Annotated in this window: 21 protein-coding genes and 4 pseudogenes; 15 read left to right on the top strand and 10 right to left on the bottom strand. The window is 65.3% G+C overall.

Translation table 11 applies throughout. The features are described 5' to 3' along the window. Positions 1 to 10: 10 nt before the first annotated feature. On the bottom strand, positions 11 to 589 hold the full coding sequence (locus M2163_RS04005; protein WP_280854462.1) for a TetR/AcrR family transcriptional regulator: 579 nt from the start codon (positions 587 to 589) through the stop codon (positions 11 to 13). A 486-nt stretch (positions 590 to 1,075) separates the two neighbouring features. After that, positions 1,076 to 1,365: pseudogene (locus tag M2163_RS04000) on the bottom strand (hypothetical protein); the annotation flags it as partial. Between the two features lie 398 nt (positions 1,366 to 1,763). Between M2163_RS04000 and M2163_RS03995 the strand changes: the two are divergent. Continuing rightward, a complete protein-coding gene (locus tag M2163_RS03995) occupies positions 1,764 to 1,949 on the top strand; it encodes a hypothetical protein (protein WP_280854463.1) in 186 nt (61 codons plus the stop codon). A 119-nt stretch (positions 1,950 to 2,068) separates the two neighbouring features. Next, positions 2,069 to 2,293, top strand: a complete 225-nt coding sequence (locus tag M2163_RS03990) for a hypothetical protein (protein WP_280854464.1) — start codon at positions 2,069 to 2,071, stop codon at positions 2,291 to 2,293. A gap of 70 nt (positions 2,294 to 2,363) precedes the next feature. On the opposite strand, the gene M2163_RS03985 is transcribed toward M2163_RS03990, so the two are convergent. Next, positions 2,364 to 3,181, bottom strand: a protein-coding gene (locus M2163_RS03985) for an IS5 family transposase (protein WP_280854465.1) whose coding sequence is annotated in 2 segments (ribosomal slippage) — positions 2,364 to 2,833 and positions 2,833 to 3,181 — 819 coding nt in all. Because the reading frame shifts where the segments join, the coding sequence is not laid out codon by codon here. Positions 3,182 to 3,275: 94 nt separating this feature from the next. After that, positions 3,276 to 4,189, bottom strand: a pseudogene (locus tag M2163_RS03980) (transposase family protein). Between the two features lie 361 nt (positions 4,190 to 4,550). On the opposite strand from M2163_RS03980, the gene M2163_RS03975 reads away from it, so the two are divergent. Further along, positions 4,551 to 5,357 carry an alpha/beta hydrolase gene (locus M2163_RS03975; protein WP_280893097.1) on the top strand — a complete coding sequence of 269 codons (807 nt, stop codon included), beginning with the start codon at positions 4,551 to 4,553 and terminating at the stop codon, positions 5,355 to 5,357. 37 nt (positions 5,358 to 5,394) lie between these two features. Next, the gene (locus M2163_RS03970) at positions 5,395 to 6,150 is read left to right on the top strand and encodes an MBL fold metallo-hydrolase (protein ID WP_280854467.1); all 756 of its coding nucleotides are present in this window, start codon (positions 5,395 to 5,397) and stop codon (positions 6,148 to 6,150) included. A 178-nt stretch (positions 6,151 to 6,328) separates the two neighbouring features. Here M2163_RS03970 and M2163_RS03965 read toward each other — a convergent pair whose 3' ends face one another. Further along, positions 6,329 to 6,496, bottom strand: a complete 168-nt coding sequence (locus M2163_RS03965; RefSeq protein ID WP_280854468.1) for a hypothetical protein — start codon at positions 6,494 to 6,496, stop codon at positions 6,329 to 6,331. A 169-nt stretch (positions 6,497 to 6,665) separates the two neighbouring features. Here M2163_RS03965 and M2163_RS03960 point away from each other — a divergent pair, with 169 nt between their 5' ends. The 3 genes from M2163_RS03960 (at position 6,666) to M2163_RS03950 (ending at position 10,474) form a co-directional block, all read left to right on the top strand. After that, a complete protein-coding gene (locus M2163_RS03960; protein WP_280854469.1) occupies positions 6,666 to 7,103 on the top strand; it encodes a MarR family winged helix-turn-helix transcriptional regulator in 438 nt (145 codons plus the stop codon). Positions 7,104 to 7,837: 734 nt separating this feature from the next. Next, a complete protein-coding gene (secY, locus tag M2163_RS03955) occupies positions 7,838 to 9,151 on the top strand; it encodes a preprotein translocase subunit SecY (RefSeq protein WP_280854470.1) in 1,314 nt (437 codons plus the stop codon). A 306-nt stretch (positions 9,152 to 9,457) separates the two neighbouring features. Further along, entirely contained in the window at positions 9,458 to 10,474 is a 1,017-nt protein-coding gene (locus M2163_RS03950) for an NAD(P)-dependent oxidoreductase (RefSeq protein ID WP_280854471.1), read from the top strand. A gap of 612 nt (positions 10,475 to 11,086) precedes the next feature. Here the strand turns inward: M2163_RS03950 and M2163_RS03945 are convergent. After that, positions 11,087 to 11,869 carry an SAM-dependent methyltransferase gene (locus M2163_RS03945; protein ID WP_280854472.1) on the bottom strand — a complete coding sequence of 261 codons (783 nt, stop codon included), beginning with the start codon at positions 11,867 to 11,869 and terminating at the stop codon, positions 11,087 to 11,089. 385 nt (positions 11,870 to 12,254) lie between these two features. On the opposite strand from M2163_RS03945, the gene M2163_RS03940 reads away from it, so the two are divergent. The 4 genes from M2163_RS03940 to M2163_RS03925 all read left to right on the top strand — a co-directional run bounded on the left by M2163_RS03940 (position 12,255) and on the right by M2163_RS03925 (position 16,899). Beyond that, positions 12,255 to 12,749 carry a MarR family transcriptional regulator gene (locus M2163_RS03940; RefSeq protein WP_280854473.1) on the top strand — a complete coding sequence of 165 codons (495 nt, stop codon included), beginning with the start codon at positions 12,255 to 12,257 and terminating at the stop codon, positions 12,747 to 12,749. 102 nt (positions 12,750 to 12,851) lie between these two features. Continuing rightward, positions 12,852 to 14,390, top strand: a complete 1,539-nt coding sequence (locus M2163_RS03935; protein WP_348541026.1) for an MDR family MFS transporter — start codon at positions 12,852 to 12,854, stop codon at positions 14,388 to 14,390. A gap of 437 nt (positions 14,391 to 14,827) precedes the next feature. Beyond that, complete coding sequence (locus M2163_RS03930; protein ID WP_280854474.1) at positions 14,828 to 16,204, top strand: FAD-binding oxidoreductase; 1,377 nt, start codon at positions 14,828 to 14,830, stop codon at positions 16,202 to 16,204. Next, entirely contained in the window at positions 16,201 to 16,899 is a 699-nt protein-coding gene (locus M2163_RS03925) for a chorismate mutase (protein ID WP_280854475.1), read from the top strand. The genes M2163_RS03930 and M2163_RS03925 overlap by 4 nt, the downstream gene beginning before the upstream one ends. 386 nt (positions 16,900 to 17,285) lie before the next feature. Here M2163_RS03925 and M2163_RS03920 read toward each other — a convergent pair whose 3' ends face one another. Continuing rightward, positions 17,286 to 17,912: a TetR/AcrR family transcriptional regulator gene (locus M2163_RS03920; protein ID WP_280854476.1), complete on the bottom strand. Its 627-nt coding sequence runs from the start codon at positions 17,910 to 17,912 to the stop codon at positions 17,286 to 17,288. A 249-nt stretch (positions 17,913 to 18,161) separates the two neighbouring features. On the opposite strand from M2163_RS03920, the gene M2163_RS03915 reads away from it, so the two are divergent. From M2163_RS03915 to M2163_RS03905, 3 genes are all read left to right on the top strand, one after another. Further along, a complete protein-coding gene (locus M2163_RS03915; RefSeq protein ID WP_280854477.1) occupies positions 18,162 to 18,572 on the top strand; it encodes a hypothetical protein in 411 nt (136 codons plus the stop codon). A gap of 699 nt (positions 18,573 to 19,271) precedes the next feature. Continuing rightward, entirely contained in the window at positions 19,272 to 20,204 is a 933-nt protein-coding gene (locus M2163_RS03910; protein ID WP_280854478.1) for a ParA family protein, read from the top strand. Beyond that, positions 20,204 to 21,157, top strand: a complete 954-nt coding sequence (locus M2163_RS03905; RefSeq protein WP_280855123.1) for a hypothetical protein — start codon at positions 20,204 to 20,206, stop codon at positions 21,155 to 21,157. The genes M2163_RS03910 and M2163_RS03905 overlap by 1 nt, the downstream gene beginning before the upstream one ends. A gap of 356 nt (positions 21,158 to 21,513) precedes the next feature. On the opposite strand, the gene M2163_RS03900 is transcribed toward M2163_RS03905, so the two are convergent. From M2163_RS03900 to M2163_RS03890, 3 genes and pseudogenes are all read right to left on the bottom strand, one after another. Beyond that, positions 21,514 to 22,704 (bottom strand): ParB/RepB/Spo0J family partition protein, encoded by a 1,191-nt coding sequence (locus M2163_RS03900; RefSeq protein ID WP_280854479.1) that lies wholly within the window; start codon positions 22,702 to 22,704, stop codon positions 21,514 to 21,516. After that, a complete protein-coding gene (locus M2163_RS03895; protein WP_280854480.1) occupies positions 22,701 to 23,966 on the bottom strand; it encodes a ParA family protein in 1,266 nt (421 codons plus the stop codon). Before M2163_RS03895 ends, M2163_RS03900 begins: the two co-directional genes overlap by 4 nt. Positions 23,967 to 24,756: 790 nt before the next feature. Further along, a pseudogene (locus M2163_RS03890) lies at positions 24,757 to 25,136 on the bottom strand (helix-turn-helix domain-containing protein). Between the two features lie 90 nt (positions 25,137 to 25,226). Here M2163_RS03890 and M2163_RS03885 point away from each other — a divergent pair. Further along, positions 25,227 to 26,157: pseudogene (locus M2163_RS03885) on the top strand (NADP-dependent oxidoreductase). Positions 26,158 to 26,217 lie beyond the last annotated feature (60 nt).

The raw sequence follows: 26,217 nt of genomic DNA, 5'->3' as shown, positions 1-26,217 counted from the left end.
GCGGTTCGGGTTAGAGAGAGTCGACCGTCGCGTCGATCACTCGGACAAGCCGATCAGGACTTTCGGTAACACGTGCCATGATCCGCAGGCCTACGAGTGTGTTCAGCAGCAGGCTTCCCAGGGCCGCGGGATCACGTTCCGGTGCGATCTCTCCCGAGCGTTGCCCCTCTTCGATCAGCGCGCGGAAAACGTCCTCGGTCCGGGCGAACATGCCCTGGACGAGCTCGGTTGCCACCTGGTCCGTACCGGCGAGCTCTGCCGCCGTGTTCACGGCCATGCAGCCCCGACGGTCCGGGTCGGCGAGGTCCATCTCGGCAAGGAACCCAAGTGTCTTGCGCAGACGCGCCTTGACCGGACCGGACTCCTCCAACATCTCCATCAGAACAAGGGCCTGACCGTCGCGATAGCGGCGAAGTGCCTGCTCGAACAAGGCGCGTTTACTGCCGAAGGTGTTGTAGAGGCTGCCCTTGCCGATGCCGATCGCGTCGACGAGGTCCTGCGGCGTGGTCCCGGCATACCCCTTCCGCCAGAACACGTCCATGGCGTGGTCAACGGCGGCATCGGGATCGAACTGCTTGGGTCTTCCCACGATCAGAACTCTAGCATCATTCTTGACCTGGAAGTAAAGAACTGAGGTTCCGCAGTTGCTGCACTGTTGCGGCAACGCGTGACGGGTTGGGTGGCGGGAACGGCTCGGGCGGCCTCGCCGAGCCGTCGGACAGGGCGGCGCCGCCGCGAAACGTTCGAGTCGTTGCCAGCCGAAGGAGCAGGTGAGAGCGGGCCGGAGGATAGCGGGAAGCGCCTTCGGCTTCGTCAACGACGCAGAGGACGGGAATGCGGCTGGCTCCGCCGCGTGGCCGGAGGGGGATGCTGTGGGTGTGGACCCAGCGGGCCATGTTCGCGGTGCTCATGCCGGTTTCGCGGGCGAGGTCCTGCGGGGTTGGCGGCGGTGAACGTACTGTTTGACGAGCCAGTCCCGTTTGATGGTGCCGCGAACTTTGTTGTCCTTGGGATCCTCGCGGAGCGGGATGCCGTACTCCTTGGCAAGGTCGGTCAGCACCCTGCGGAAGAAGCAGGGGGTATCGCCGGAGTAGTACAGGCGGCAGCACACGCCCGGGCCGGGTGTGCGGGGGCATGGGCGCGGGTCGTACAGGGCGCGGCCGCAGGGCCACCGCGACAGTTCGGTGGACCGGGCGACGCCGTCGTCGACTTCCTCGGTCCGCCATCCGTGGATGTCCAGCAGCAGGCCGTCCAGCGGTCTGCCGACCAGCGCGGCATGGTCCGGTGCGGGAGCGGGCCGGGGTTGGCGTCGTCGTGGTCCGCGCCGTAGACCCGGCCCTTCAGCAGTTGCTCATCGCCGTTCATCTGATCAGCGTTGCAGCCGCCACCGACAATGCGGGCGCGCCCAGGTCGGCTGGGGCTTGCCCACGTGGCCGGTGGCGGCTTGCCTGCCTCAGGTGCGGGGGCGGGAGAGCCAGCCGCCGACCCCCTGTACCCCTTCCTGCTGGCGCAGCACTCCTGCTCCTGGCGCTCGCGTTCGTCGGCTTCGGCCTGCTGCGTGGGCAGCGACGTCCCGGAGGCATTTTTGTAGGTATGGGGATTTTACCGATTAGCAACGACCCAGCACGCATGTCAGACACCCGGCCGTCCCCGACCTGTAGATGAGGGTGTGGGGTACGTCGCTCCCACCCCCAGCGATCTTTCGATCCGTGCCTCTGTCTGGGTTTCGACACCATTGGCCGGGAGCGTGGGATCTCGCCAACGTGACCCACTACGACCTCACCGTCTCCCCCAGGCCGGACAATCTGGTCCTGATCACTCCCACCCCGTCGAACGTGCTCGACTACCTGGTGCCCCGGGGCAGGTATGCAGGCCTGCCGGGCATGCGGCTGGCGAGAAGAACAGCCACCTCGTTCCTGCTGAGGCACCTCGTCATGGCGCCCGGATGACGGTCACTGACCGCCCCCCGATTCCGCCCTTCGATGCCGACTTCGATGAATGCCGTGGCCGGGATGACCAGCAGCCTCTGACTGACGAAGTGCAGCGGGCTCTGGAGGACGTGCCCCCGATGCCGGACTCCGCACGCATTCCTCCGTCCGACCTGTTCACGCGGATCGGACTGCGCGATCCCAACCAGTGCTGGGCAACTAATTCATGGCCCGCCGTTGACCGCACGAGCGAGTGGGGCGGCCGTCCCGGCCGGCGTCTGTGGGGACAGCGCGACTGGTGGGAGCTGACGTGGGGCAGCTGTCCCTTCCCCGACGATGTCGCGCGAGCGATGACGGACCCGTAGATCGGGGTCGCGGGTACCCACGCGGTGCGTGTTCGCCGCGGATGGGACATCCAGCTCATTAGACCGTGTCCTATGTGGTGAGGCGGATCAGTCGCTTGTAGCAGCAGATGGCTGCGGCCAATCCGAGAAAGGCCAGGTAGTTACGGGGATTGCGCTCGTAGCGGGGGCTGAGCCTGCGGTAGTCGGACAGCCAGGACATCGTCCGCTCGATCACCCAACGACGGCGCCCCAGGCGTTCGCTGGACTCGATGCCTTTGCGGGCGATGCGCACGCCGATGCGTTTGCCTCTTAACCATTTCCGCAGGTGGGGGATGTCATACGCCTTGTTGGCGTGCAGGCGCTGAGGCTTGAAGTGGCGGCCGCGGTGGGGGTCGTGTCTCGTTTGGTGACCCTCGACCATGGGTTTCAGTGCTTCGCTGTCGTGGGTGTTGGCGGCCGAGACGCCGACGACCAGGGGCAGTCCGTTCGCGTCCGACAGGACGTGCATCTTGGAACCCGGCTTGCCCCGGTCCACGGAGCTCGGAGCTGTGAGTTCGCCCCATTTTTAGCCCGCACGTGAGCGGAGTCGAGGACCACGCGCGAGGCGTCGATGAGGCCAGCGTCATCGAGTCGGTGGAACACCGCTTCGTGTAGCCGGCCCCACACGCCGGCCCGCGACCAGATCAGGAACCGGCGGTGCGCGGTCGACTTCGATATCCCGGAACACGGCGGGAGAGACCGCCAGGCGCAACCGCTGATCAGCACGTAGATGATCGCCGCGAACAGCGTCTCATCAGGCGTGTCCTTCGTTCCCCCGCCCTGCGGCCGCACCTTCGACGGCGGGATCAGCGGCTCAGCGATCTCCCACAGGCCGTCCGGAACAATCCAACTCCACGTACCCCGCCCCATGCACAGCCCAACGAGCGATCACCACATAGGACACAGTCTTACGAGTTGGTGCGTGATAGTGGGTGAGGCGTGTTTCTCCTGCTCGCGGCCGTTCTCAGGTTGTGGCGGTGCGGTCGGAGACGAGCCTGGCGATGGCGCGGTAGGTGTCGGGCAGGCGGTCGCGGCGGTGGGTCCAGCGCGTCAGTTGCTTCCAGCGTTTGTGGTCGGCGAGGGCGTGTTCGACGGTGATGCGGTCGGATGAGTGCCCGTGCCGGTCGCGTTCTCACTGTTCGACCCTGCTGGGCAGTGCTCCGGGCCGTGGTTTTCTCGGCGGTGTGATCGCTTGCCCGTGGTGGTCACGGCGCAGGCCGAGGTAGCCGTCGTCCAGGAGGACCTCGACGCCGGGGAAGTACTGGAAGCAGACGGCGATGCCTTCGTTGCGGGCAGCCGTGGCATCGTGCATACGACCAGGCCGCATGGTGTCGGTCCATAAGGTGCGGCCGCGCCAGTCGGCGATGACAGTGGCCTTCATCGTGTTCAGTTTCTTCTTCCCGGGAACGAAGGCGCGCTGTCCGCCGCGTCCGGCCGGTGGCCGACGGACCTGGATCTCGGTGGCGTCCAGCCGCAGCTCGACGCCTTCGGCCTGGGCGTAGGCGAACACGTCGGCAAGAGTCTGTAATCGCAGACCGGGGCGGTCCGGGACCGCGCATCCCCGCTCGGCCAGGAGCTGGCGTATCTCTGCGATCGCACGGGTGATGGTGGAGCGGTCAACGCTAAACAGCAGGCCCAGCACCGAGTGCGGCAGGTCGTGCCGCAGATGGATCAGTGTGGCCACCAGCCGATCGACGAAGACCAGTTGGTGACGGGCGCCAGCCCCTGCGGCCCGCTTTATGGCCCCACCGCGTCAGCATGGCGACGCCCCTCGACCCTGGCTTGCCACGGCACCGCCAACTCCTCGACGAGGAGCGCAAGATGCCGTCGAGAGATCCCCGTGAACAGCGGATGCGCCAACACCGCCCGATTGACCATGATCGCCACACCCGGATCATGCCACTGGCCAGAAACGACGCCTCACCCGCTGTCACGCACCAACTCGTAAGTGAACAGACCCACGATCGCGTCCGTCTGATGCAATTCCCGAGGGTTGCCCTACTGACCTCTAGTGGTCCCTCCGACCTCATGGCCAGCGATGCCTGGTCACCGCACGCTGTGGTGCCGCCACCGTGGAGTCGCCGCCGAGGGTGAGAACCGTTGCACCGACATCGGACGAGCCGTTCCAGACGGGCCACACGATTCCTTCACAGAACCCCGGCCAGATCAGGTTGCTTATATAAACAACCTGATCTAAGGTTCCTTATATAAGCCTCAAGCCTTAGAGAAGAGGGAAGCGATGAGCAAACCGATCGCAGCAGGCAGCCTGCGCCCCACCCGCACCGAAACCGCCACCGTCCACGTGAGTTCCCTCGGCCCGGTGGACCTGACCGTCCAAGACCGCGACCGCACCCGCCCGTACCTGCTGCTACACGGCGGGGGCGGCCCGGCGACCATGGCAGGATTCGCCGACCTGCTGGCCGAGCGCACTCATTCCCGCGTCTTCCTGCCCACGCACCCCGGCTTCGACGGCACCCCGAGGAACACCGCACTCACCAGCGTCTCCGACCTCGCGAAGGCTTACATCGCGATGCTGGACACACTCGACGTCAGCGACGTCACCGTGATCGGCAATTCCTTCGGCGGATGGCTGGCCGCGGAGATCGCCCTCCAGGGCAGCCCCCGCGTCAGCGGCGGAGTGATCATCAACGGAATCGGCATCGAAGTTGACGGCAGCCCGATGGCGGACCTCAGGGGCCTGACCCCCACCGAACTGCACACCCGCTCCTTCCACGACCCCCGCAGGGCACCCACCCCGACGCACACCGGCGGCAAGGGACCAGGACCGGACGTCGCCGCGCTCGTCAGCTACACCGGTCTCACCATGTCCGACCCGACACTCGCCAAACGGCTCGCCGACATACACATCCCCTTCCATGTCGTGTGGGGAGAAAGCGACCGAATCGTCACCACCGAATACGGCAGGGCATACGCGCGAGCGCTCCCGATCGCGGCATTCACCCCACTGCCCCGCGCAGGCCACATGCCGCAAATCGAGACACCCGAAGAACTGCTGGGCGCGCTGCTCGACATCGGTGACCGGTGACAACCACCCCCGCACACCCCTAGGCAAGGAGACCCACATGAAGACCCCACTGAAGGTGACCCGCATCGATCACGCCTGCCAGCTGATCGAGTTCGGTGAGATCCGTGTACTGACCGACCCTTGGTTCACCCAGACCGCGACCTACTATCCCGGCGAACCGACCCATCTGGCCGTCGAGGAACTCGGCCGCATCGATGCCGTCGCCATCAGCCATGAGCACTACGACCACTGCGACCTGGACGCCCTCGTCGCCGGAGGCTTCGATCTCGACACACCTCTGATCGGGCCCGGTACGGTGACATCCATCGCACACAGTAAGGGCTTTCGCGACGTCCGGACCATCGAGGCGTGGGAATCAACCACCGTCAAGGACCTCTCCGTGACCGCAACGCCAGGCCAGCACGGCGTCCACGAGGTCACCTTCATCCTCCAGGCCGGCGGACGTACGGTCTTCTTCGGAGGCGACTCGCTCCGGGTACCGGAACTCGACACCATTCCGGAACGGTTCGGCCACATCGACCTGGCCCTCCTGCCGATCAACGGCCTGTGCGTCAGGCCGATGAACCACCAGCAAATGGTCATGAACGCCGAACAGGCCGCCAACCTGACGGCCGTTCTCAAGCCGACACTCGCCGTCCCCCAGCACTACGCCTTCCACAGCGGCCGACTCGGTGACCAGATCATCACCAAGACCGACCACGATCCCCGCCACTACGCCGACACCGTCGCCCGCATCGCACCGGAACTCGACGTGCGCATAGTCCTGCCCGGGATCGAAGTGACAGTTCCGTGAGACCCACGGGCGCAGCGGCACCCCCCTGCCAATGCGCCCGCACCGGCAGGCACGCCACAGAACGGTGACAAACCCAGGACAGATAGCTGATGGACACCAACCGGCCATCGGCCAACGAATCAGCGGTCACACCGCCCACATCCGCCCACTCAATATGCCCGCCCGTCAGCCACCTCCGTCAAAGCGAAGCCATACCCACTGCCGTAGACCACGGGCAGCAAGTCGCAATCGCGCCCATCCAAGCGGCGTACTCCTTCGCTGCAGCGAATTCGCGTACCGCTTCGCCTGGCTCTCCGGCTTCCACGTCGAACAGGATCACCATCGTCAACGGATCACTGGTCGGCATGCCGGTCTCCTGCAAAACAGGCACCTGGCCCCCTGCGGGCAACGGAGTGCATCGTGCTTCCTCAACTCGGACGCATCTCCCCCACTGCCATCGGCGGTGACCGCAGCTCACAGAGGTGCCAAGTCACCGCTCCTCGTAGGATGAGGACGTGTAGCTAAGGATACTGAGATTGAAGGGCATCACCATGACTGCCGTGACATTGCAGGACGTCGGACTGGCGGTCAAACGACTGCAATGGCACCACCATCGCGCGGCGAACACCGGTTTGGGCGAGCTCGGCCTGTCCCTGCCACAGTGGGATGTGCTGAGGCATCTGCACACCCAACCGGACGCGTCCCTGCATGCGCTCGCGGTGCTGACGTTCCAGACGGACCAGTCGATAGGCACGCTGGCGGGCCGGATGATCGGCCGAGGGCTCATCGAGCGGGTCTCCGCGCCGGGCCGCGCCGTCCGACACCGCCTCACCGCGGAGGGAGAACGGCTACGACTCGAAGGGAGCAAGGTCGTCGAACGCGTCATGCAGCACACTCTCGGCGCATTGACGCCGGACGAACTGGCGACCTTGCACAGGCTGCTACTCAAGGCGGACCCCGGGAACCCGGCATAAGCGGTTCGGTGGGATCGGAAGACAGGTGCCGGCGGTCGTTCCCGGTGACAGTCCGGGGCATCAGACCCCGGCACCTTCCACCGCATACGACCTGCGCCATCCGCTCAATGAGTGGGATCCGGTGGGCGTAGCTGACGACGTGCAGGTCGAATACGAGTGCATGCTCGCCCCTCCCCTTCAGCTGCTCGGTCCCGGCGCCAGCCGGACCGAGACCGGTAGGTTCCTGCGTCACGAACTGGAAGATCACTTCAGCGTCGGTCCTATGGGCTTGCGGCCAGAAGCAATGGCGAGGCAAGTGATGGCTGGTGGACGTCAGCCGACCCCGCCGATGGCGCGGCCAGCGCATAGCCGCTCCCTTCCGATCGCCGCAGCGCGGCGGCCGTTGGCGGGATCACCGGGAGGTGATCATTGCGATCGCCTTCACGTCCCAGACCGGAACCAGTGGGTGACGCCGAAGCACCTAGCCGCGGAGTGCCCACCAATCACGACCGCTGTTGCCGCCCTCCGACGACGGCAGCGAGACAGATCGTTCGGTCTTGACAGGCGCACCCGTCAAGGCCCACGATGCTGCGTGATAGAACGTTTAGTCTTGCAGTGTAACGACGAGGCGGAGGACTCAAGCCGAACAAGGACAGCTGTGACCCCGCAGCACACATCCCGTCCATTGCTTTGTCCTTTCTGTAGAACCCCTGACCCTCACGACGGCACGTACTTGCAGGGTCGCCGGAGGCACCGTGATCGCCACATTCGCCCACGCATTCAAAACGCCCGACCTGCGCAAGAAGCTGCTTTTCACGCTCGGCATCATCGTGGTGTACCGGATAGGGACCCACGTCCCACTCCCGGGCGTCAACTACAGAGCTGTCCAGCAGTGCGTCGATGAGACGTCCGGCAGCCAGGGTCTACTCGGACTGGTCAACCTGTTCAGCGGCGGCGCTCTGCTCCAGATCACCATCTTCGCGCTGGGCGTCTTGCCTTACATCACCGCCAGCATCATCCTGCAACTGCTGACCGTCGTCATCCCGCGTCTGGAAGCCCTCAAGAAAGAGGGTCAGGCCGGCAATGCAAAGATCATCCAGTACACCCGCTACCTGACCGTGGCACTGGCGGTCCTCCAGGGCACCGGACTTGTGGCCACTGCCCGCAGCGGGGCCCTCTTCTCCGGTTGCACGGCCGCCGGCAATATCGTCCCGGATCAGGCGATCTTCACCACCGTCACGATGGTCATCTCCATGACCGCCGGCACCTGTGTGGTCATGTGGCTCGGTGAACTGATCACCGATCGTGGCATCGGCAACGGCATGTCGATCCTGATGTTCATCTCGATCGCCGCCACGACCCCGTCCGCCCTGTGGGCGATCAAGAAGCAGGGCACCCTCGCCGGCGGATGGATCGAGTTCGGCGGTGTCATTCTGGTCGGCCTGGTCCTGGTCGCGCTGGTGGTGTTCGTGGAACAGGCCCAACGCCGCGTCCCCGTTCAGTACGCCAAGCGCATGGTCGGCCGCCGTTCCTATGGCGGCACGTCGACCTACATACCGCTGAAGCTGAACCTGGCAGGCGTCATCCCCGTCATCTTCGCCTCCTCGCTCCTCTACATCCCAGCCCTCGTCGCGCAGTTCTCCGACGGCAGCTCGGGGTGGAAGACGTGGATCACTCAGAATCTCACCAAGAGTGACCACCCGATCTACATCACCGCGTACTCCGTGCTCATCGTGTTCTTCGCATTCTTCTATGTCGCGATCACCTTCAACCCCGACGAGGTCGCGGACAACATGAAGCGGTACGGAGGGTTCATCCCGGGCATCAGAGCAGGACGGCCGACCGCGGAATATCTGCGCTACACGCTCAATCGACTCACTTGGCCAGGCGCCCTGTATCTGGGACTGATCGCTCTCGTCCCCACCATCGCGCTGGCCACCAGCGGCACAAGTCAGAACTTCCCGTTCGGCGGGACCAGCCTTCTGATCATCGTCGGCGTGGGCCTGGACACGGTGAGACAGATCGAGAGCCAGCTTCAGCAGCGCCACTACGAAGGCTTCCTTCGCTGAGTGGCCGGCGCCGAGAACGCGGGGCTGCGCAACCTCCTTGCGCCGTAGGCAGCTTGACGGAACAGCCTTGAGTCGAACAGCCGTGGCGTGGCGTCCGAAGCCGCTGTCGTGCGTCCCCAAGCAGACGAAGTGGTGACCATCGGCCCACCACCAACGCCGTGCGCCGCCCTGATCGAACCCATTCTCAGCGCAGCGCACGGCCAGGGTCTCCGCCCACGCTCCCACTCGTCCGAGCCACCAGACGTGGACCTACAGCAAGGGTTCTAGGCAAGCCCGTACAACGCAATTGACCACAAGGAGTTCCTGATGCGCGTCTTCCTCACCGGCGGGAGCGGCTTCGTCGGCCAACACCTGATCCGTCAACTGCGCGCCGCGGGACACACAGTTGTCGCCATCGCCCGCTCCAGCACGAGCGCGGACAGGGTGATCGACGCCGGAGCCGAGGCAGTGCTGGGCGATCTGGCCGACCTCCTCCAGGCGGACGGCTCACCCGCTGCGCCGACCTGGCTGCAAACCATGCAGCAGGTTGACGCGGTCGTGCATGCGGCAGCCAGGATGGAGTTCTGGGGCGACGAGGCGGGTTTCCGTACGGACAATCACCACCCGACGGTCGCCCTGCACGCGGCCGCGGTCAAGGCGAAGGTGCCTCGGTTCGTGCTCCTCAGCGCTGCGGGTGTGTCCACCGGTACCCAGCGTGCCACCGTGGTGGACGAGAACACCGACGAGGGCACGCCCGTCACGGCCTATTTCCGCACCAAGTTGGCTACTGAGGACGCCTTGCGCGGCGCCGCGTCACAAGCAACGACCCTCGTGATCCTGCGCCCACCCTTGGTATGGGGTCCGGGCATGAAGATCGCCGAAACGGCCGCGGACGCCGCCAAGGGACGGTTCCTGTGGCTCGACTCAGGCCGCCACCTCGTGGACTTCATCCACGTCCACAACCTCGCTGACGTCGTCCTGCTGGCTCTCACCGAAGGCCACCACGGCGTGCCCTACTACGTCACCGACGGGTCCCCCATGTCGATCCGCGACTTCTTCACCGGGCTGCTGGCCACCCAGGGCGTTGACGTCTCCGCCAGCCGCAGCGTCCCCCTGGCCGTCGCCGCGCCGCTCGCCGCTCTCATGGACGGAGGGGCACGACTGCTTCGTAGGCCCACTCCCCCACCGCTCACCAAGTGGCTGGTCGCACTGTTGGGCCGCGATCGCGTCTACGACATCAGCGCAGCCCGCACCGACCTCGGTTACCGACCGCGCAGCAACTTCGATGAAGGCCTGCGGGAGATGGCGAACCTCGCCGGTCACTCCCACGCCGACGCGGCGTAGGGCGACGCATCACAACTATCGGGCCACTGCACCCAACGGCCGGTCGCCGGCAATCAGGCGCAGTCCGTCTCCGGCATTCTCTGTGACGGCCTTGTGCTCAGGGTGCGGGCGGAGGGCATTCGATCAGTATGCACGCCGTCGATCAGGCAGACGGACTGGGTGGATCCATCGTCGGTGCCTACGCTGAGCACTAGCGTGTCTTCCCGACCCCAGCTGCGAACGCGGGCCTACTCGGTGACCATCACCAGACCTTCGAAAAGATACGCACTCCGCGTTCAGCCCGGGGCTGATCCACAGGTGTCGAGCAGTGCTCGGAGCCGTGGAATCGACCGCCTTCGGTGATGATCGCAGGATCTACCGGGCTCGCATCTGACGCCGGTGGTCCTGGCGGTAGCCGCGGTCGGCGAATGGTTCGGGCCGTGGTCGGGGCCGGCTCACGCCTCGGCCATGGCCGGTAGCTTGTCCACCGGCCTCAGCACTCGCGGGTCATCGTTGGGTTGCCACCACGTCAGCGACAACGCGAGCGCAATGCCTTGCCGTCGGCAAGAACGTGGTGCTTGGCGGGCGTGGTCGACCGGATGGGATCGCATGGGGCCGCGTCGGGCCGCCCCGTCAGGGGATCCGGGCAACTCCGACATGCAGCCCGCTTCGCTCCCGGATCGGCGCAGGGTCTTCCTGATACCACTCTGTGGCGTACACCAGCCCGGGCGCGACGAGTTCGAGTCCCTCGAAGAAGGGTTCGACCTCGCTGCGAGTCCGCAACCGGAGTGGAATGGCACCCTCCTTGTACGCGGCCTCGATCTTCCCCTCCCACTCCGGATGCTGATCAGTTGTTCCGTGCGACAGAAGCAGGTAGCTGCCCGGAGGAAGTGCCTTCACCAGAGTGCTCACGATGCCGTAGGGGTCTTCCTCGTCGGGCAGGAAGTGAAGGAGTGCGAGCAGTGAAAGAGCTACGGGGCGTTCGAAGTCGAGTTGCTCACCGGCGCGTTCCAGCAGATCCGCGGGCTGGCGCACATCCGCATGGAGGAAGTCGGTGCTCCCCTCCGGGGTACTGGTCAAAAGCGCCTGCGCGTGAGGCAGGACACTGGGATCGCTGTCGGCGTAGACGATCCGTGCAGCGGGCGCGATCGCCTGCACGACCTGATGCAGGTTGGGTTCGGTCGGAATGCCGGAACCGATGTCGAGGAACTGATCGACACCGTTCTTCGCCAGCCAGGTGACGGCCCGGTTCATGAACGCCCTGTTCCGGGCCGCGTTGCCTCGCGTTTCCGGGGGCAGCGCCTGTCCGATCTCTCGGTCGACGGGATAGTTGTTCTCGCCGCCCAGCAGCCAGTCATACACCCGTGCGGGATGGGGCTTGCTGGTGTCGACATTGAAACGGGCAACGGGTTCCATGGCCAACGCTCTCTCTTACGGGACTCTCGTACGGCAGCCGAGGCCCTGACCCGCTCTTTCGCAGGCGGATTTGCATTTCGGGTTGCCATCCCCGACGGGCCTTCGCCAGTCGGTCGGGCCGAGCGCGGCAGTCGCGCGGATGGTGAACGGAGTTCGTCCCACGCGCGGAGCGGCCGTGAGCCTTCACGTGGGAGATCGTTCGGTCTTCAGCTTAGGTGAAGCATTCCATCTGTCAAGACCGAACGTTCTACCTCACTATCTGCTAGCGTGATGGCTACGCGTTGGCGATCGCACTCCGATCGACGTGCCAACCGCGCTGCTCATCCATGAACCGACCACCCTCACGACCATATAGTTGCCCAAAGCAATAATGCGGAGATGCCACGTGGCCACGACTGCTTTGCATGAAGAGCTGGCACACCAGCTCACGGCTGTCGCCGGCGTGCGGCGCGAACTCTGCCGGATCGTTCCGCCTGGCTGCTCCGCAGGGTGTGCCACGACCCTGGCCGTGCTCAGTCGCCACGGCGCTGTCAATATCGGCCAGCTCACCGAACTGCTCGGCATCGACATGTCGGTCACCAGCCGCTACATCGCTCAACTCACCATGCTGAACTGGGTCGACCGCAGGCCCGACCCTGCCGACAGGCGCTCACGCATCCTGCGCCTCACCTCCGAGGGTCGCGCCCGGCTCGCCGAACTCTCCGAGCGTCGCGCTACAGAGCTGGCTGCGCGGATGGACGACTGGAGCGAAGAGGACATACGCCGACTGGTTGCTCTGCTGTCCCGACTCCACGCCGCCTTCGACAGTGGCCGAGCTGGACCGCGCGCGTATGCCGGACAGGTCGGTGACGTCCATCCCGCCGAGACCCCCGCCGCATGACTCCCATCGCTTCAGACAAAGGAACCGCACCCCATGCCCACCACGCCTAGCAGAAGTACGGAGTCACCCGTCCTCCACGAGCATGACGGCGAAGTGGCAGCGATGACCCACGCGCAAATCATGCGCGCCCTCTCCGGATTGCTTCTCGGCCTGTTCTGCGCCATCTTGTCCTCGACCGTCGTCACCAACGCGCTGCCGCGGATCATCGGCGACCTCGGCGGCGGTCAGAGTGCCTACACCTGGGTCGTCACCTCGTCGCTCCTCACGGTCACCGCCTCGACGCCCTTGTGGGGCAAGCTCGCCGACCTTTTCAGCAAGAAGATTCTGGTCCAGGCGGCGCTGGTCATCTTTGTCCTCGGCTCTTTGATCGCCGGTTTCGCGCCGAACCCGGCCACGCTGATCGCCGCGCGCGTCATCCAAGGGCTGGGCGGAGGTGGCCTGTCGGCACTGGGACAGGTCGTGTTGGCCGCGATGATCTCCCCTCGTGAACGAGGGCGCTACTCGGGCTACCTGGGCGCGACCTTCGCCGTCGCCACCGTCGGCGGTCCGCTGCTCGGCGGTGTCATCACCGACACCAGCTGGCTTGGCTGGCGCTGGTGCCTGTTCGTCGGAATCCCCTTCGCAGTGGTCGCGCTGGTCGTGCTGCAGCGCACGCTGAACCTGCCGCTGACCAAGCGCCACGTGAAGGTGGACTGGGCTGGAGCGTACTTCGTCACGGCCGCCGTCAGCACGCTGCTGGTCTGGGTCACCTTCGCCGACGACAAGTACGACTGGCTGTCCTGGCAGACCTACACGCTGGTCGGCATCTCTCTCGTACTGACGCTGATCTTCCTGTACATCGAGACGAAGGTCAGCGAACCGATCATCCCCCTGCGCCTGTTCCGTAATCCGACGATCGCCCTGGCTTCCGTCGCCTCCCTGTTCGTCGGCGTTGCCCTGTTCGCCGGCACCGTCTTCTTCAGTCAGTATTTCCAGCTGGCGCGTGGCGCGTCTCCGACGATGTCGGGAGTCATGACGATTCCGCTCATCGGCGGCCTGTTCATCTCCTCGACCGTCTCCGGACGCGTCATCACCCGCACCGGCAAATGGAAGGGCTGGCTGCTGGCCGGCGGCATCCTGCTCGCCGCGGGTCTGGGCCTGCTGGGCATGCTCCGCTACGACACCCCGTACCTGTACACAGCAAGCTGCATGGCCCTGATCGGGCTCGGGGTGGGCATGACGCTCCAGAACCTTGTCCTGTGCACCCAGAATCAGGTGTCCTCTCATGACCTTGGTGCCGCGTCCTCCACTGTGACCTTCTTCCGCTCACTCGGCGGCGCGGTGGGCGTCTCGGTTCTCGGCTCGATCCTCTCCAGCCGTATCGGCCAGCATGCCCTGGAGACGATCGGCAAGCTCAGCCCTGACGACCAGGCCACCGCCGCGAAGGCTTCCGGCAGCGGCCAACTCCCCGACCTCGCCGCGCTGCCCATGCCGGTCCGTACCTGGCTCGAGGGCGCCTACGGTCATGCCATTGGCGACATCTTCCTGTACGTCGCCCCGGTCGCCCTGATCGCTTTCCTGGTCACTCTGTTCATCAAGGAGGTCCCGCTGCGTGCAACCAACGGCCTGAGCCAAGACGCACAGAAGGAGCGGACGTCCTGATCACCTCTGGGCCCGGGAGGGATCGCTGCAATCCCTGCCGCCAAGCCGCGTTCACGGCATGAGGAACGCCGCACTGCGCACCTCTATGTAGAACGTTCTGTCTTGACATCGTGAACCAAACACTGAGAACCTGATCAAGGCAGAACGTTCGTTCCTTTCAGGTGCGACGTCCGGTCGAGACGGGCTACCCCTTTCCACGGCCTGGATACGGTCCATCGGCTGCGAACACGATTCGCGGTCGCAGTTCTGGACGCACAACCCATCGTCCAGAACGCACCTGGCAGCGGGCCCACATGATCGTCATCTGGCCCGGCAGCGCCACCATCACAGCGGTGTTCCAGGAGCCCCCCGCCCGCGGCATTCGGTGAACGGCGCCATCCGGAACTACCCCAAAGACGCAACTGCCCACTCCAAGCGAGAAAACCGACGAGGTTGCCATGTCACCGCCCACCCCCACCCCGATCACCCGCGTCACCGACACGCTGCGCAGGACCGCCCGGACGGGAACAGTCGCTACCACCGGGCCGGCCTTCGACGCCGGGATAAGCATCTGGAACGGCGCCGTCACCACCCGCCCCGGAGCCATCATCCGGTGTACCGACCCGGCCGACGTCCGGGCCGCTGTACTGGCCGCGCGGGAGAACGGGGTGCCTCTCACGGTGCGCGGCGGCGGCCACGACTGGGCCGGCAGGTCGCTGAGCGACGGCGGCCTGACCATCGACCTTTCCGGCATGCGATCGGTGTCGGTCGACCCCGCGGCGGAGGTCGCGCACGTGTCGGGAGGTGCTACGGTCGCCGATGTCATCGCCGCTGCACACCCCTTTGGACTGACCGCTGCGACTGGCTCCGCGGGCTCGGTTGGAATGGCAGGCCTGACCCTCGGCGGAGGCTACGGACCGCTGAGCGGTCGCTTCGGACTCGCTCTGGACAATCTGCTGTCCGCGGACGTGGTGCTCGCCGACGGTTCGATCGTCACCGTCGACTCCGATCGGGAACCGGACCTGTTCTGGGCCCTGCGCGGCGGTGGCGGCAACTTCGGTGTCGTCACCGCGATGCGCGTGCGCCTTCACCGTGTGTCCACACTGCTGTCCGGCATGATGCTGTTTCCGTGGGAGCAGGTCACCACCGTGCTGGCCGGGCTGTCGGACGTTCTGGTCGAGAGCCCGGACGACCTGACGGTGCAGTCCGGTGTCCTGCCCGGCCCCGACGGAAAGCCCATGGTGTTCCTTTCGCCGACGTGGTGCGGCGATGACACCGCTGCTGGGGAACGCGCACTGGCGCGGCTCGACTCGCTTGGGACTGCCCTCGTCTCCCAGATCGCCCCCACCACCACCCCTGAGATGCTCGCGAGCGTCGACGCGCTGTTCCCCTTCGGACGGCACGTCGAGATCCGTCAACGCTCGGTGCGCACCCTCACCCCAGGCGTACGTGACACGCTGGCGCTCGCCGGGTCGACGCTCACCTCGCCCTACTCGGCCGTATCGGTGCACAGCCTGCATGGGGCCGCAGCGCGCGTGCCCGTGGAGGACACGGCGTTCGGCATCCGTACCCCACATCTCATGATCGAGATCATCGCTCTCTGGGATGCAGACGACAGTCGTGCAGCAGAGCACCGCGCCTGGGCCGACAAGGTGGGCAGTTCCTTCGCGTCCGACGCGCTGCCGGGCGGATACCCCAATCTGCTCGGACCTGATGAAGCGTCACAGATTGCCCATGCGTATGGTCCGAACACCGCGCGGCTGCTCGCTGTGAAACGCCGTTTCGATCCGCATCACGTCTTCAGCGCGACCCCGCTGCCGGACCCGGCGTCATGAGTCACGCAACCGCCCCTCACGACTATCAAGAACGAGACAAACCATTGAATCTGCGAAATCGGACGACTCAGGGCGCGGCAACCATCGGATTGCTCCTCGCCACCACAGTGCTCGCCGCTCCCCAGGCCATGGCAGCAAGTAAGGGCCCGAGCTCCGCACCTGTGAACAGCGTGACGTCCAAGCCGCTTGGTCAGCTCGGCCCCCTGACCGCCCTTGTCATCGAGCGCCTGCTGGTGAGCGACGACGTAGCGGCGTCCAAGTTCGGCACGGCCTCACCCATCGAAGACCCCGTTCGTGAGGCTCAGGTACTCGAGCAGGTTCGGCAGCAGGCCGAGGCTGTCGGAGTGAACTCGCAGGCGGCAGTGGCGATTTTCCGCGACCAGATCACCGCGAGCAAGGAAGTGCAGCGTGGACTGTTCGCCCGCTGGACTGCGCACCCGGACGAAGCACCTACGACGCGGCCCGATCTCAGTGAGATCCGGGGCCGACTCGACCAGCTGACGACGGCCTTGCTCGCGGAACTCAAGGACACGGAGTCCCTGCGCAACAAGCCGGTCACCTGCTCAGTGCAGCTTGCCCTGGCCGAAGTATCAGGGGCAGCGCTGGAGCGCCTGGACACGCTCCACCGTCAGGCGCTCAGGACAGCGACGGACTCGGTGTGCCGACCGGCCGGACTGGGCGAGCAGCAGAGCTGACCATTCCTCGAAGACACAGCTCAGCGGACCAGCCCCGGCGGGCCTCCCCCGCGGCACCCAGGTCATCTCAAGCCGCTTGAACGAGTTCTTCGTGCCGGGCCGGTTTCCGTCGGCGCGGCACGAAGACCTTCAAGACCTGCCACGACCACTGGCATTGCTGCACCCTTCGCGGCAGCCTGGTTTCGGCCGTCTTGCGCGCGACGTACGTCGTTTCGCAGACACGTAGTCGCTCCGGAAAAGGATGGCCATGTGCGCCGCCCGGCTGCTCAGCCGGGCGGCGCTTGCAATTGGACAGCGTCAATGGATCAGCCCGGTGGCGTGACAGCCACCGGGCTTTTGGACGCGGGAGCGTCTTGCTATGCCGAGACCCTCGGGGCTTCCGGTGATCAGGGCTGTAGTGCGGGGGTGGTCGTCCTCTGGCTGAGTTCGGGGATGGTGCGGGCTTTGAGGATGCCTTCGACGCCGTGGAGGAAGGTGTCGGAGATGAGTTTGGGGTCGAAGAGGCAGCCGGCTGCCATGGCGCCGTCGCGCAGCATGACGAAGTGACGGCCGGCAGCCTCGGCCGTGGTCTCGCTGCTCTGTGCCAGCAGGTCGGTGACGGTGGTCAGGAACCATTGCCGGTGGGCCAGGACGGCCTGGTGGATCGGGTGGGCGGGATCGGAGTACTCGGCCGCCGCGTTGAGGAAGGCACAACCGCGAAAGCCGGGCGACTGGATGCCGTCGGTGATGGTCCGGGCCACGGCGCGGACCTGATCGTACGGTGACGGGCTGCTGGCCTGCGCGGCCGCCACCCGCTCCCGGATGCCCTGGTCGGCCTGCCCGAGGTAGGCCAGGATGAGGTCTTCCTTGCTCGCGAAGTGCCGGTACAACGTGGCCCGGGTCACCTGCGCTTCCGCGACGATCCGGTCGATACCGACGGAATGGATCCCCTCGGCGTAGAAGATCTGGGTTGCCGTGTTCAGCAGCCGCGTCCGCGCCTCAGACACAACGCCACCTTCCCTACTCCGACTCATACGATCCATGTTACCAAACGGTAGAACGTTCAGTCTTGACAGTTGTCGAGGGACGCCTATCTAATGACGATAGACCGAACGTTCTATCCCCTCCATACTTGGTGCGTCATGACCTTCCATCGGTACATCGTCTTCCCGGTCTTGGCCTTGGCCACCGTCGCCGGCCTCGCAAGCGCACTGCCCTCCGTCGCTTCCCAGCTGTCTCCGGCTTCCGTGGACGTCCACCCATGCGAGTCCCACGGAGACACCGTGACCGTACAGCCGATGCACGCCACCCGCGGCGGCATGTCGAACCCCACCGATGACGCCAGACAGCAGCGCTACGACGGTCTCGTCACTGCCGCTGCGGCCAACGGAACGGTGGACGGCACCGAAAGTGACATGCTCTCGGGCGAATGCCCCTCAGTCGGCACAGTCATCCGCGCAGTGCCCGCAGATGACAGCGATGTGGCGAAGATCCTGGCCCCTGCCATAGATCGAGATTCCGACACCGGTGCGCGATTCGTCCGCTGGGCACTCCCCGCGAAGGAGCCACGCGTTCCTTCGCCGACCCGGAAGAACTCGCACAACGGACTCACTCAGGATGGCGTCCGTCCCGCCGCGTTCCCCTACTGGAAGCAGATCGATGCGCAGAGCCGACCGGAGTCTTCCACTGCTTGATGATCACTGCCCTTCTTAAGTTTGGCCACCCGCATGAAAAAGCCGCATACAGAGCGTAATCAGTCGTACCGCATTCACATGATCATCTTGAGGGGGGAACCCTCTTGGCATCCTGCTCCCCGTACCCCCCGTCACAGTCCCAGCCTGTTTTCGTCAGTGGGACAACTTGCGGCTCGCCTCCGGCCGTCTGGACTGCTTCGGCGATTCCGGCGACCAGTGGACCGGAACCGCGCAGCGTGACACCGTAGTGCTCCATCCGCCGTTCAATGGGCCGTTGCCGCCTAGAACGCCGATCCGCGTAGCGCACGTAGAGAACGCCTTGCCCGCGTTGGCGGTCGTCCAGCGGCTTCGGGCCGGGACCTACGAATCTCCGCCCTCGACGCCATCGCTCGAAGAGTGGCCCGCGGGACGTGCGGCGGCCTCGGGAGAAGACACGATGATGTCGCTGATCGTCCGGAGCGTAGACCGGTGAGGCGAGCAGGCAGCCTCGTGCGCGTCTGTTTCACTGGGGCTTGCTGCACGTGATTCCGTGTGGTGGTGCTCACCGTCCGCCCGCGACAGCCGGCAAGGCGCCTGGACTACTCCCCCATTGGGGAGTGCCGCAAGAACCTGCCGTTTCACAGGTCCTGGTGGGGCAGGATGCCTGATGGCTGCATCTCATCCCGGTGCGTGAGGTATCGCAAGAGGAGGCCACTTCCGGTGCTGAGCGATACGAAGGATTTCGTCGAACCCCCTCCGAACGCCGTCATGATCGGCACCGGCAAGGGTGGAGTGGGCAAGAGCACCATTGCCGCTCACAAAGCTGCTTGGCATGCCGCCCGCGGCGAGCGAACCTTGCTCATCTGTGTCACGGGCCAGGATGACGACGACTTGGGCATCGAGCGGTTCGGGCGAGGCATCCGTCCTGAAGGCCCATCAGTACTGAACGGGCAGGGTCTTTTCCGCGCGATCCAAGAGCGCACCCCCCTGGTGCCCGTGCGTGAAGTCCGCCCCAATCTCGACGTCGTCCCCGGCGGAGAAGCTGTTGGTGAGCTCCTTGCACTGCTGACCGCTCGTCTGCCGGTCGAGGGCATCGGCGTCGTCTCATCACTGGCTCGCGCTCTTGCTCCTCTGGCAGACTGGTATGACCAGATCGTTTTCGACAGTGCCCCTGAGCAGGACAGCCTTGAGCAGCTCGCTTTGGCAGCATGTCGTTGGCTCTTCGTGCCTACACGTTCCGACGACGCATCGATTCGTGGAATGCGGCGTATCGCCCGCAACTACAAGCTTGTACGCAAACAGTTGAACCCTCAGCTCCAAGTTGTCGGTGCTTGCCTTTACGGCTCGAATCCAAGCGCCACTCAACTGCACAGTGAGGTACGTGCCGAGATCATGAGGGAACTCGGGCCCAGTACGCCGATGGCGGCACGGGTAGTCGGGTACCGCGAGATGCCTGCGGTCAACGCCCGGAGGAAGGGCCTGACCTTCAGCGAGTACGCGGCCCTGCTGCCCACCAGTGCGAAAAGCTACGACGTCGCCGCCGGCCGGGCGGCACGTGCGGATGTGGTTCCGCAGTCGATCCAGCCACTGGCCGCCGAGATGGATCTGCTCAACTCCGAGATTGATGAGCTTTGCAGGAAGGCTGCCGCGTGATGGGCGGAGTGTTCGACGACGACCCGACTCAAGAGCCGATGGGGCAGGGCTTGCTGAGGGGAGAGCTGCCCGACGTGCTCCGAGAGGCTTCCGTTGTGGTGAAGGCTCCGGTCGGCACAACTCTGGAATCCATCCCAGCGCCTCGCCCACCAGCCGGCGAGGGAGACCTGAGCGCGCTGGAACGAGCGACTCTTGAAGCCTGTAAAGCGGGCATGAACAATCTGCACAACGCGTTCTGGGTGGCCGGCAAGAGTCTGGAAACCATGGCTGTCGGCAACCTGCACCGCAACGAGGGCTTCGACAACTTCGCCGAGTTCGTGTGGGCGAATTGGGAGATCTCCGAGTCTCAGGTCTACCGCCTGATGGACGGATGGCGAATCGGCGAGTCGCTCAGTCAGCTGGGACATCGTCCTCGGGAGTCGCAGGTGCGAGAGCTGACCGACATCAAGCGGACGGCCGGCGATGAGGCCGCCGTCGCGGTCTACGATGCCGTGGCCCGCTCGGACAAACGGGTCACGGCAAAGCTCCTGGGACGCGTCGCACGTCAGCTCCTCCCCCTCTCCAGAGACTTGAACCGCGCTCAGCTCGACGCACTGGTGCGAGAGATGCTCACTTCCCCACGTGATGCAGTGGCACCGGCTTCGCGGCCGACGCAAGCGGTCATCACCGGTGGTGAGGGCGACGGCGTCCAGACAGATGTCTCGCTGCGCGACTCCCCAATTGGGGAGTCGCGAGGGCGCCGAAGTGATGTCGGGGGCACTGGTGGGGCCCCCGGCGATCTGGAGCGGCTGGCGAAGGCACAGGCTCTGTTGCGTGAAGCCGCACAGGCTCTGAGCAAGCCAGTAGTCCGCAGAGCGTTGAAAGAGGCGCCTGGAGCGGCTTCATCACTGCTGGCCGATATCGAAAACGACCTGAACAGGATCGGTAGGGCGGCGGCTCGTCGTCCCGAGTAGCGCGGAGTGCGAGTCGGCTGGGCGTGGCTTCTTGTCCTGCTCGTGTCTTGGCACGACGGGCCGATCGTGCCGCGGTTCGCTGCCCGCTGCCCGCTGCCCGCTGTCACGATCCGTATCTGGCTCCACCAGTCTCTGCTCGGCGTAGCTCGGACTGATCGTGACTGGCGACATGGCCGGACGGTCATCACTCCACTGCTGACTCGGCCTCAGCCACACGGAGTGCAGAAGTCGATGGGTAAGGGCGCATGGCCGTCCTCGCGCCCCCATGGTGCTCTGCCTGTCTTCCTGTTGTTGTGGGAGACAACAACAGGAAGACAGCGGTAAGCAGACAAGGCGCAGCCTGCCAACCGAGGAGATCAGGTGGCCGCCTGCTGAGCGTCCCTGTGCTTGATGAGCTGGTCCAGCATCCTGTTGAACTCGTCGGGCGGCATCTTGTGGATCAGTAGTTGCGCCGCGAAGTGCCCGTCGTCGTAGGGAAACTTCTTGGGCAGACGGTCTGCCGCTTGCGCAGTACCACTGTCTTGTACAACCTGCGCGGGAACGGACGGCGTGGCGCTGTCCGCTTGCCCGGCAGACAGGTCCTGCTCTGCAGTGGCTGCCGGCTCAGACGGCGGCTCAGGCTCAGGCGATAGCTCAAGCTCAGGGGAAAGCTCCGGTGTTGCGGAGCTTTCCCCTGCTGCTGCGCTGCCGTCTGCGTTCACTGCCTCGTCGATGCCGACGGCGCCAGGTTCCTCCGCGGCGCGAGTGATTACGCCGTAATCACTCTCCTGCCGGGTTTGAGTGGTGGCCTCGCCCGCGTTGGACGTCGGTTGCGCTTTCGGCCGAGCTCGGGTCTCCTCATCTTTCCGTGCGCGGTCGGCCTTGAGCTCCTCCAGAGCGGCTTGCTGCTGGTCAGCAGGCTTGTTGCCGACAGCTCGCAATAGATCGATGGGCTCCTTGCCGATGCGGGCTTGGAGTTCAGGAGTCAGGTTGAGCAAGGCGAGCCGCTGTGAGACCCATCCCTGTGAGCGGTGCAGGTGCTTGGCGAGAGCTCGCTGACTGCCATGAATGTCGAGGAGGCGCTGGAGAGCACGCGCCTCATCCAGTTCTTCAAGATCCTGCCGGTGGATGTTGGCCACAAGGGCGGACTCAAGAAGCTCTTCGGGAGTGGACCCCTGCTCATCACTGACCATCACCTTGATGGTGGCGAGGCCGCCTTCTCGAGCGGCAGCAAGCCGACTGCTGCCGTCCACTACGACGTGGGTGGTGTCCGGTTCCAGATCGGCCTCTTGCCCCGGATTCGCCTTGAGGTAGGCGTCACGGTTCATGACCGTGATCGCCTGCTTCTGCCCGTGAGTTTTCAGGCTGCCCGCAAGGTCGGTCAAGTCTCCGAGGCTGGTGCGGGGGTTGTCCGGATTGAGGCTGATCCGGTGCACGGGGAGTTCAGTGGGTGGGGCGATCCCCTCGGTCGGAACGCCCGTGGCAGCGGCGACTGCTTGGCGCCGCGCACTGACCGGACGCACTCCCCCGCCGAAACGGCCTGCGCCGAGCTGGTCGGCCTTGCTCACGAGACCTCCCTTGCCAGTGCGCGCATGCCAACGGCCTGCTGAGATTTCGGGGCGTACGACAGCAGGGGCTTCTTCACCCGGACGGCTTCCTTCTGTTCCTTGAGGTCTCCGATGAGTCCTACGACCCTCGGGTCCTTTATGTCCACCCAGCCCTGCAGTGAGGAGGTGGCGATGTATCCACGACGAGAGTCGTAGAGGTTGACGACGATACCGAGGTAGTCGATATCGACTTTGAGGTCACCGCGCAGATCATCGATCTGCGTGGTGAGCAACTCATAGGCGTCGGCGGAGCTGTCTTCTGCTTGGACGACGATGAGAGCTCCGGACTGGCCGGGCTTCTCGCTGTCGCGTCGACGACCGTAGTAAGCGGCGGCGTCCATGCTCAAGCCAAGGCTGGGGGGGCAGTCGACGATGATGACGTCGTACTCGGCCTCAAGGGGAGCAAGTGCCCGCTCAAGAGCGGCTTCCCGGGCTCGTACCGCGGACAGGCGCACATCGAGCAAGAAGGCGTCATTGCAAGCGGGCAGGAGGTGGAGACGGCCCTCAAATGCTTCATCGTCGATAGAGATGATGAGGTCGCGCAGGTCGCCTTTGGGGTCACCTGCCATGTGGTTGGTGAGGCTGTCCCCACCCATCGGTGCAGGAGTGCCACCCAGTTGGTTGGTGAGGTGGCACTGCGGGTCGAAGTCGACCAGCAGCACTCTCTGGCCAAGTCCCGGCAGGTTCTCGATGTCGAGGGGATCGTTGTCCAGGCCGTCCTCGGCGTCGTGCACCTCGCTTGCACGCACGGCCTTGGCGAGAGCCTTGGCGACACGCGCCGGGTAAAGGGTGTTGGGGTCCTCCGCGAGCGCCTCGCCCAGGCCAGCAGTGATGGCGGTCTTGCCGACGCCACCCTTCTGATTGCACACGATGATGCGGCGGGTGATCGCGGGGCGTTCGACATTCGGGGCTGGATTGGTGTCCAGCCACAACTGAACGGACTGCGCCAGGCCCTGAATGAGCGAGACACGTCGGTCCGTGGCAGTTTGCCGGAACTGCTCCCACTGTCCGGTCGGCAGGAAGGTGGAGAACGAGTCAGCAGCAGCGGTGTCGATCGTGGCGCACGTGGAGGCCAGGTTGCACCAGTCTCTGATGCCTTCCTCCACGGCGACTTGGATCTCGATGCCGTGCTGGGCCGCTCTGATCTTCAGGTTTTGCCGGAGCCATCCCGGCAGCTTGGAGACGACCTTTTCACGGTCGCTGGAGGTGACTGGCGAACTCATGAGGACACCATACTAACGCTCTTGATCATCTACACCATCGACACGTTAGTTAGTGCAAGTTGCGGGTCTCCAGGGCGCCGTCTGGGTGATTACGGCGTAATCCTCCGTGGCTCACGAGTCCTGATCGCGCTGCCGACCAGGCCGCGATGCCCCAGGTTGTCGAACGCCGGGAGGACAACAGCTCCCGCGGGCCACGGCGTCCGACGCCGCTCCACTGAATAGCCCCCGCTACTTGAGTGATTACGGCGTAATCACCCTGCCGGAGCCCCTGCTGCGTCCGAGATGGTTGGGAGGCATGGTGGGTTCGCCTGCTCGCGTGTAGCGACGGGAAGCAAAAACGGCTAGCTCCACGCACACAGCGAGCTTTGATCGAGCGACCGCAGCCGGGGGCCCTGCCGCGTCATCATCAACAACGGCCTCAACTCCACGGCCCGCAGCGGAGAGGTGGGGATCGGACCGAACTGGTGCGCCGCGGAGGTACCCGAAGCGACTTGATCACCGGGTCGTCGCTCTCCCCTGGTGCGATCAGCCGATCTACCGAGGTCTCAACTCCGTCGAACGTTGCTTCCGGGCCGTCGCAAGTGATTACGCCGTAATCAGTCAGCCATCGTGGCTTTTTCCCTGAGCTTCGGGCCCTCGTCTCACGATGGTCAGCTCACCGTGGGGTCCCGGACCCGCTCGGCAGGAAACCGAAGGCGGTTGTGTCCAGTCTCGCTCAGTCGAGTCGTTTTCTCAGTGAGCCGAGTCGTTCGTTGCAGGTGGATTCTGGAGGGCTGCCCCTAGTGGGGCCTCAGTCGCTAAGGGCAACCCGCTCGGAGTCGGCGTCGAGCGCATCGAGCACTGCGTCGCCGTTCGCCCTCGCCCACTCGGTCAGCATGTGGATCGGATCGATCAGTGTCGCCCCGAGCGGGGTGAGCTCGTACTCGACGCGGGGCGGCACCTCGACATAGACGTGGCGGCGGATGAGTCCATGCGCCTCAAGCCGTCGAAGCGTCTGAGTGAGCATCTTGCGGGAGATGCCGCCGATCAGCTCGATCAGCTGCCGTGGCGCACCGGGCCCCTGTTGAGGCCGTAGAGCACGACCACCGTCCATTTGTCGGCGATCAGCTCGACCGCAAGACGCGCCGGACAGTCGGCGAGAAAGGAATCACCGGGACTAAAACCGCTCACGGAGCCAAAGCTACCTGCGCCGAAGGTACCTGCTGGTTCCTATCAGATTCATAGCCTGGGTCCTCTCCCCCTTCCAAAGCCAGGAGAGTCATGCGAGTCATCACCCAGCACACGCTCGGCGGTCCCGAGGTGCTCACCATCGCGGACGCGCCCGAGCCCCAGCCCCTTCCGACCGAGGTTCTCGTCCGCGTCAAGGCGATCGGGCTGAACCCGCTGGAGGCGCGCCTGCGCGCCGGCGAGTTCCCGCTGATCGGCAAGCCGCCGTTCATCCTCGGCTGGGACATCAGCGGCGTGGTCGAGGACGCCCCGCAGACGTGGCGGTTCCGGCCCGGCGACGAGGTCTTCGGGATGCCGCTGTTCCCGCGGGCGGTGAGCGCGTACGCCGAGGTCGTGTCGGCGCCGGCGTTGCACCTGGCACGCAAGCCGGCCTCACTCACGCACGTCCAGGCGGCGGCACTGCCGATCGTCGGACTGACGGCCTGGCAGGGCCTCGTCGACCTCGCCGGCGTGAGGGAGGGCGACCGCGTCCTGGTCCACGGCGGTGGCGGCGGGGTCGGCTACGTCGCGATCCAGATCACGAAAGCGCTCGGCGCGCACGTGATCACCACCGCCAGCGGAAGCAAGCGGAAGTTCGTCGAGGGGTTCGGCGCCGATGAGGTGATCGACTACACGGCGGTCGACTTCTCCAAGGCGGTCCGCGACATCGACGTCGTACTCGACACGATCGGCGGCGACACCGTCGAGCGGTCGCTCGAAGTGCTCCGCCCCGGGCGGTCACCTGGTGACGGCGGTAGCCGAGGAGGATTCGGAGCTCATCGCCAGGTACGAGGCGGCCGGCATGCGCTTCAGCGGCATCGCAGTCCAACCCGATCCGGTCGCCCTGCGAGGTCTCGTCGAACTCGTCGAACAGGGCAGGCTCCGGGTCCACGTGCAGGAGACCTTCCCGTTCCAGCGCGTCGCCGACGCGCATCGGCTGCTCGACGGCGGTCACCTCCAGGGCAAGCTCGTCCTGACCGTCTGATCCCGTTGTGGGGCCTGGCATAAGCGAGGCCCCACTGAGGTGTCCTCTGATTCCCCACGG

It is taken from the genome of Streptomyces sp. SAI-135, from assembly GCF_029893805.1.
GTDB lineage: Bacteria > Actinomycetota > Actinomycetes > Streptomycetales > Streptomycetaceae > Streptomyces.
Note: the sequence above shows the minus strand (reverse complement) of the source record. Positions and strands in the feature narration are given on the sequence as shown.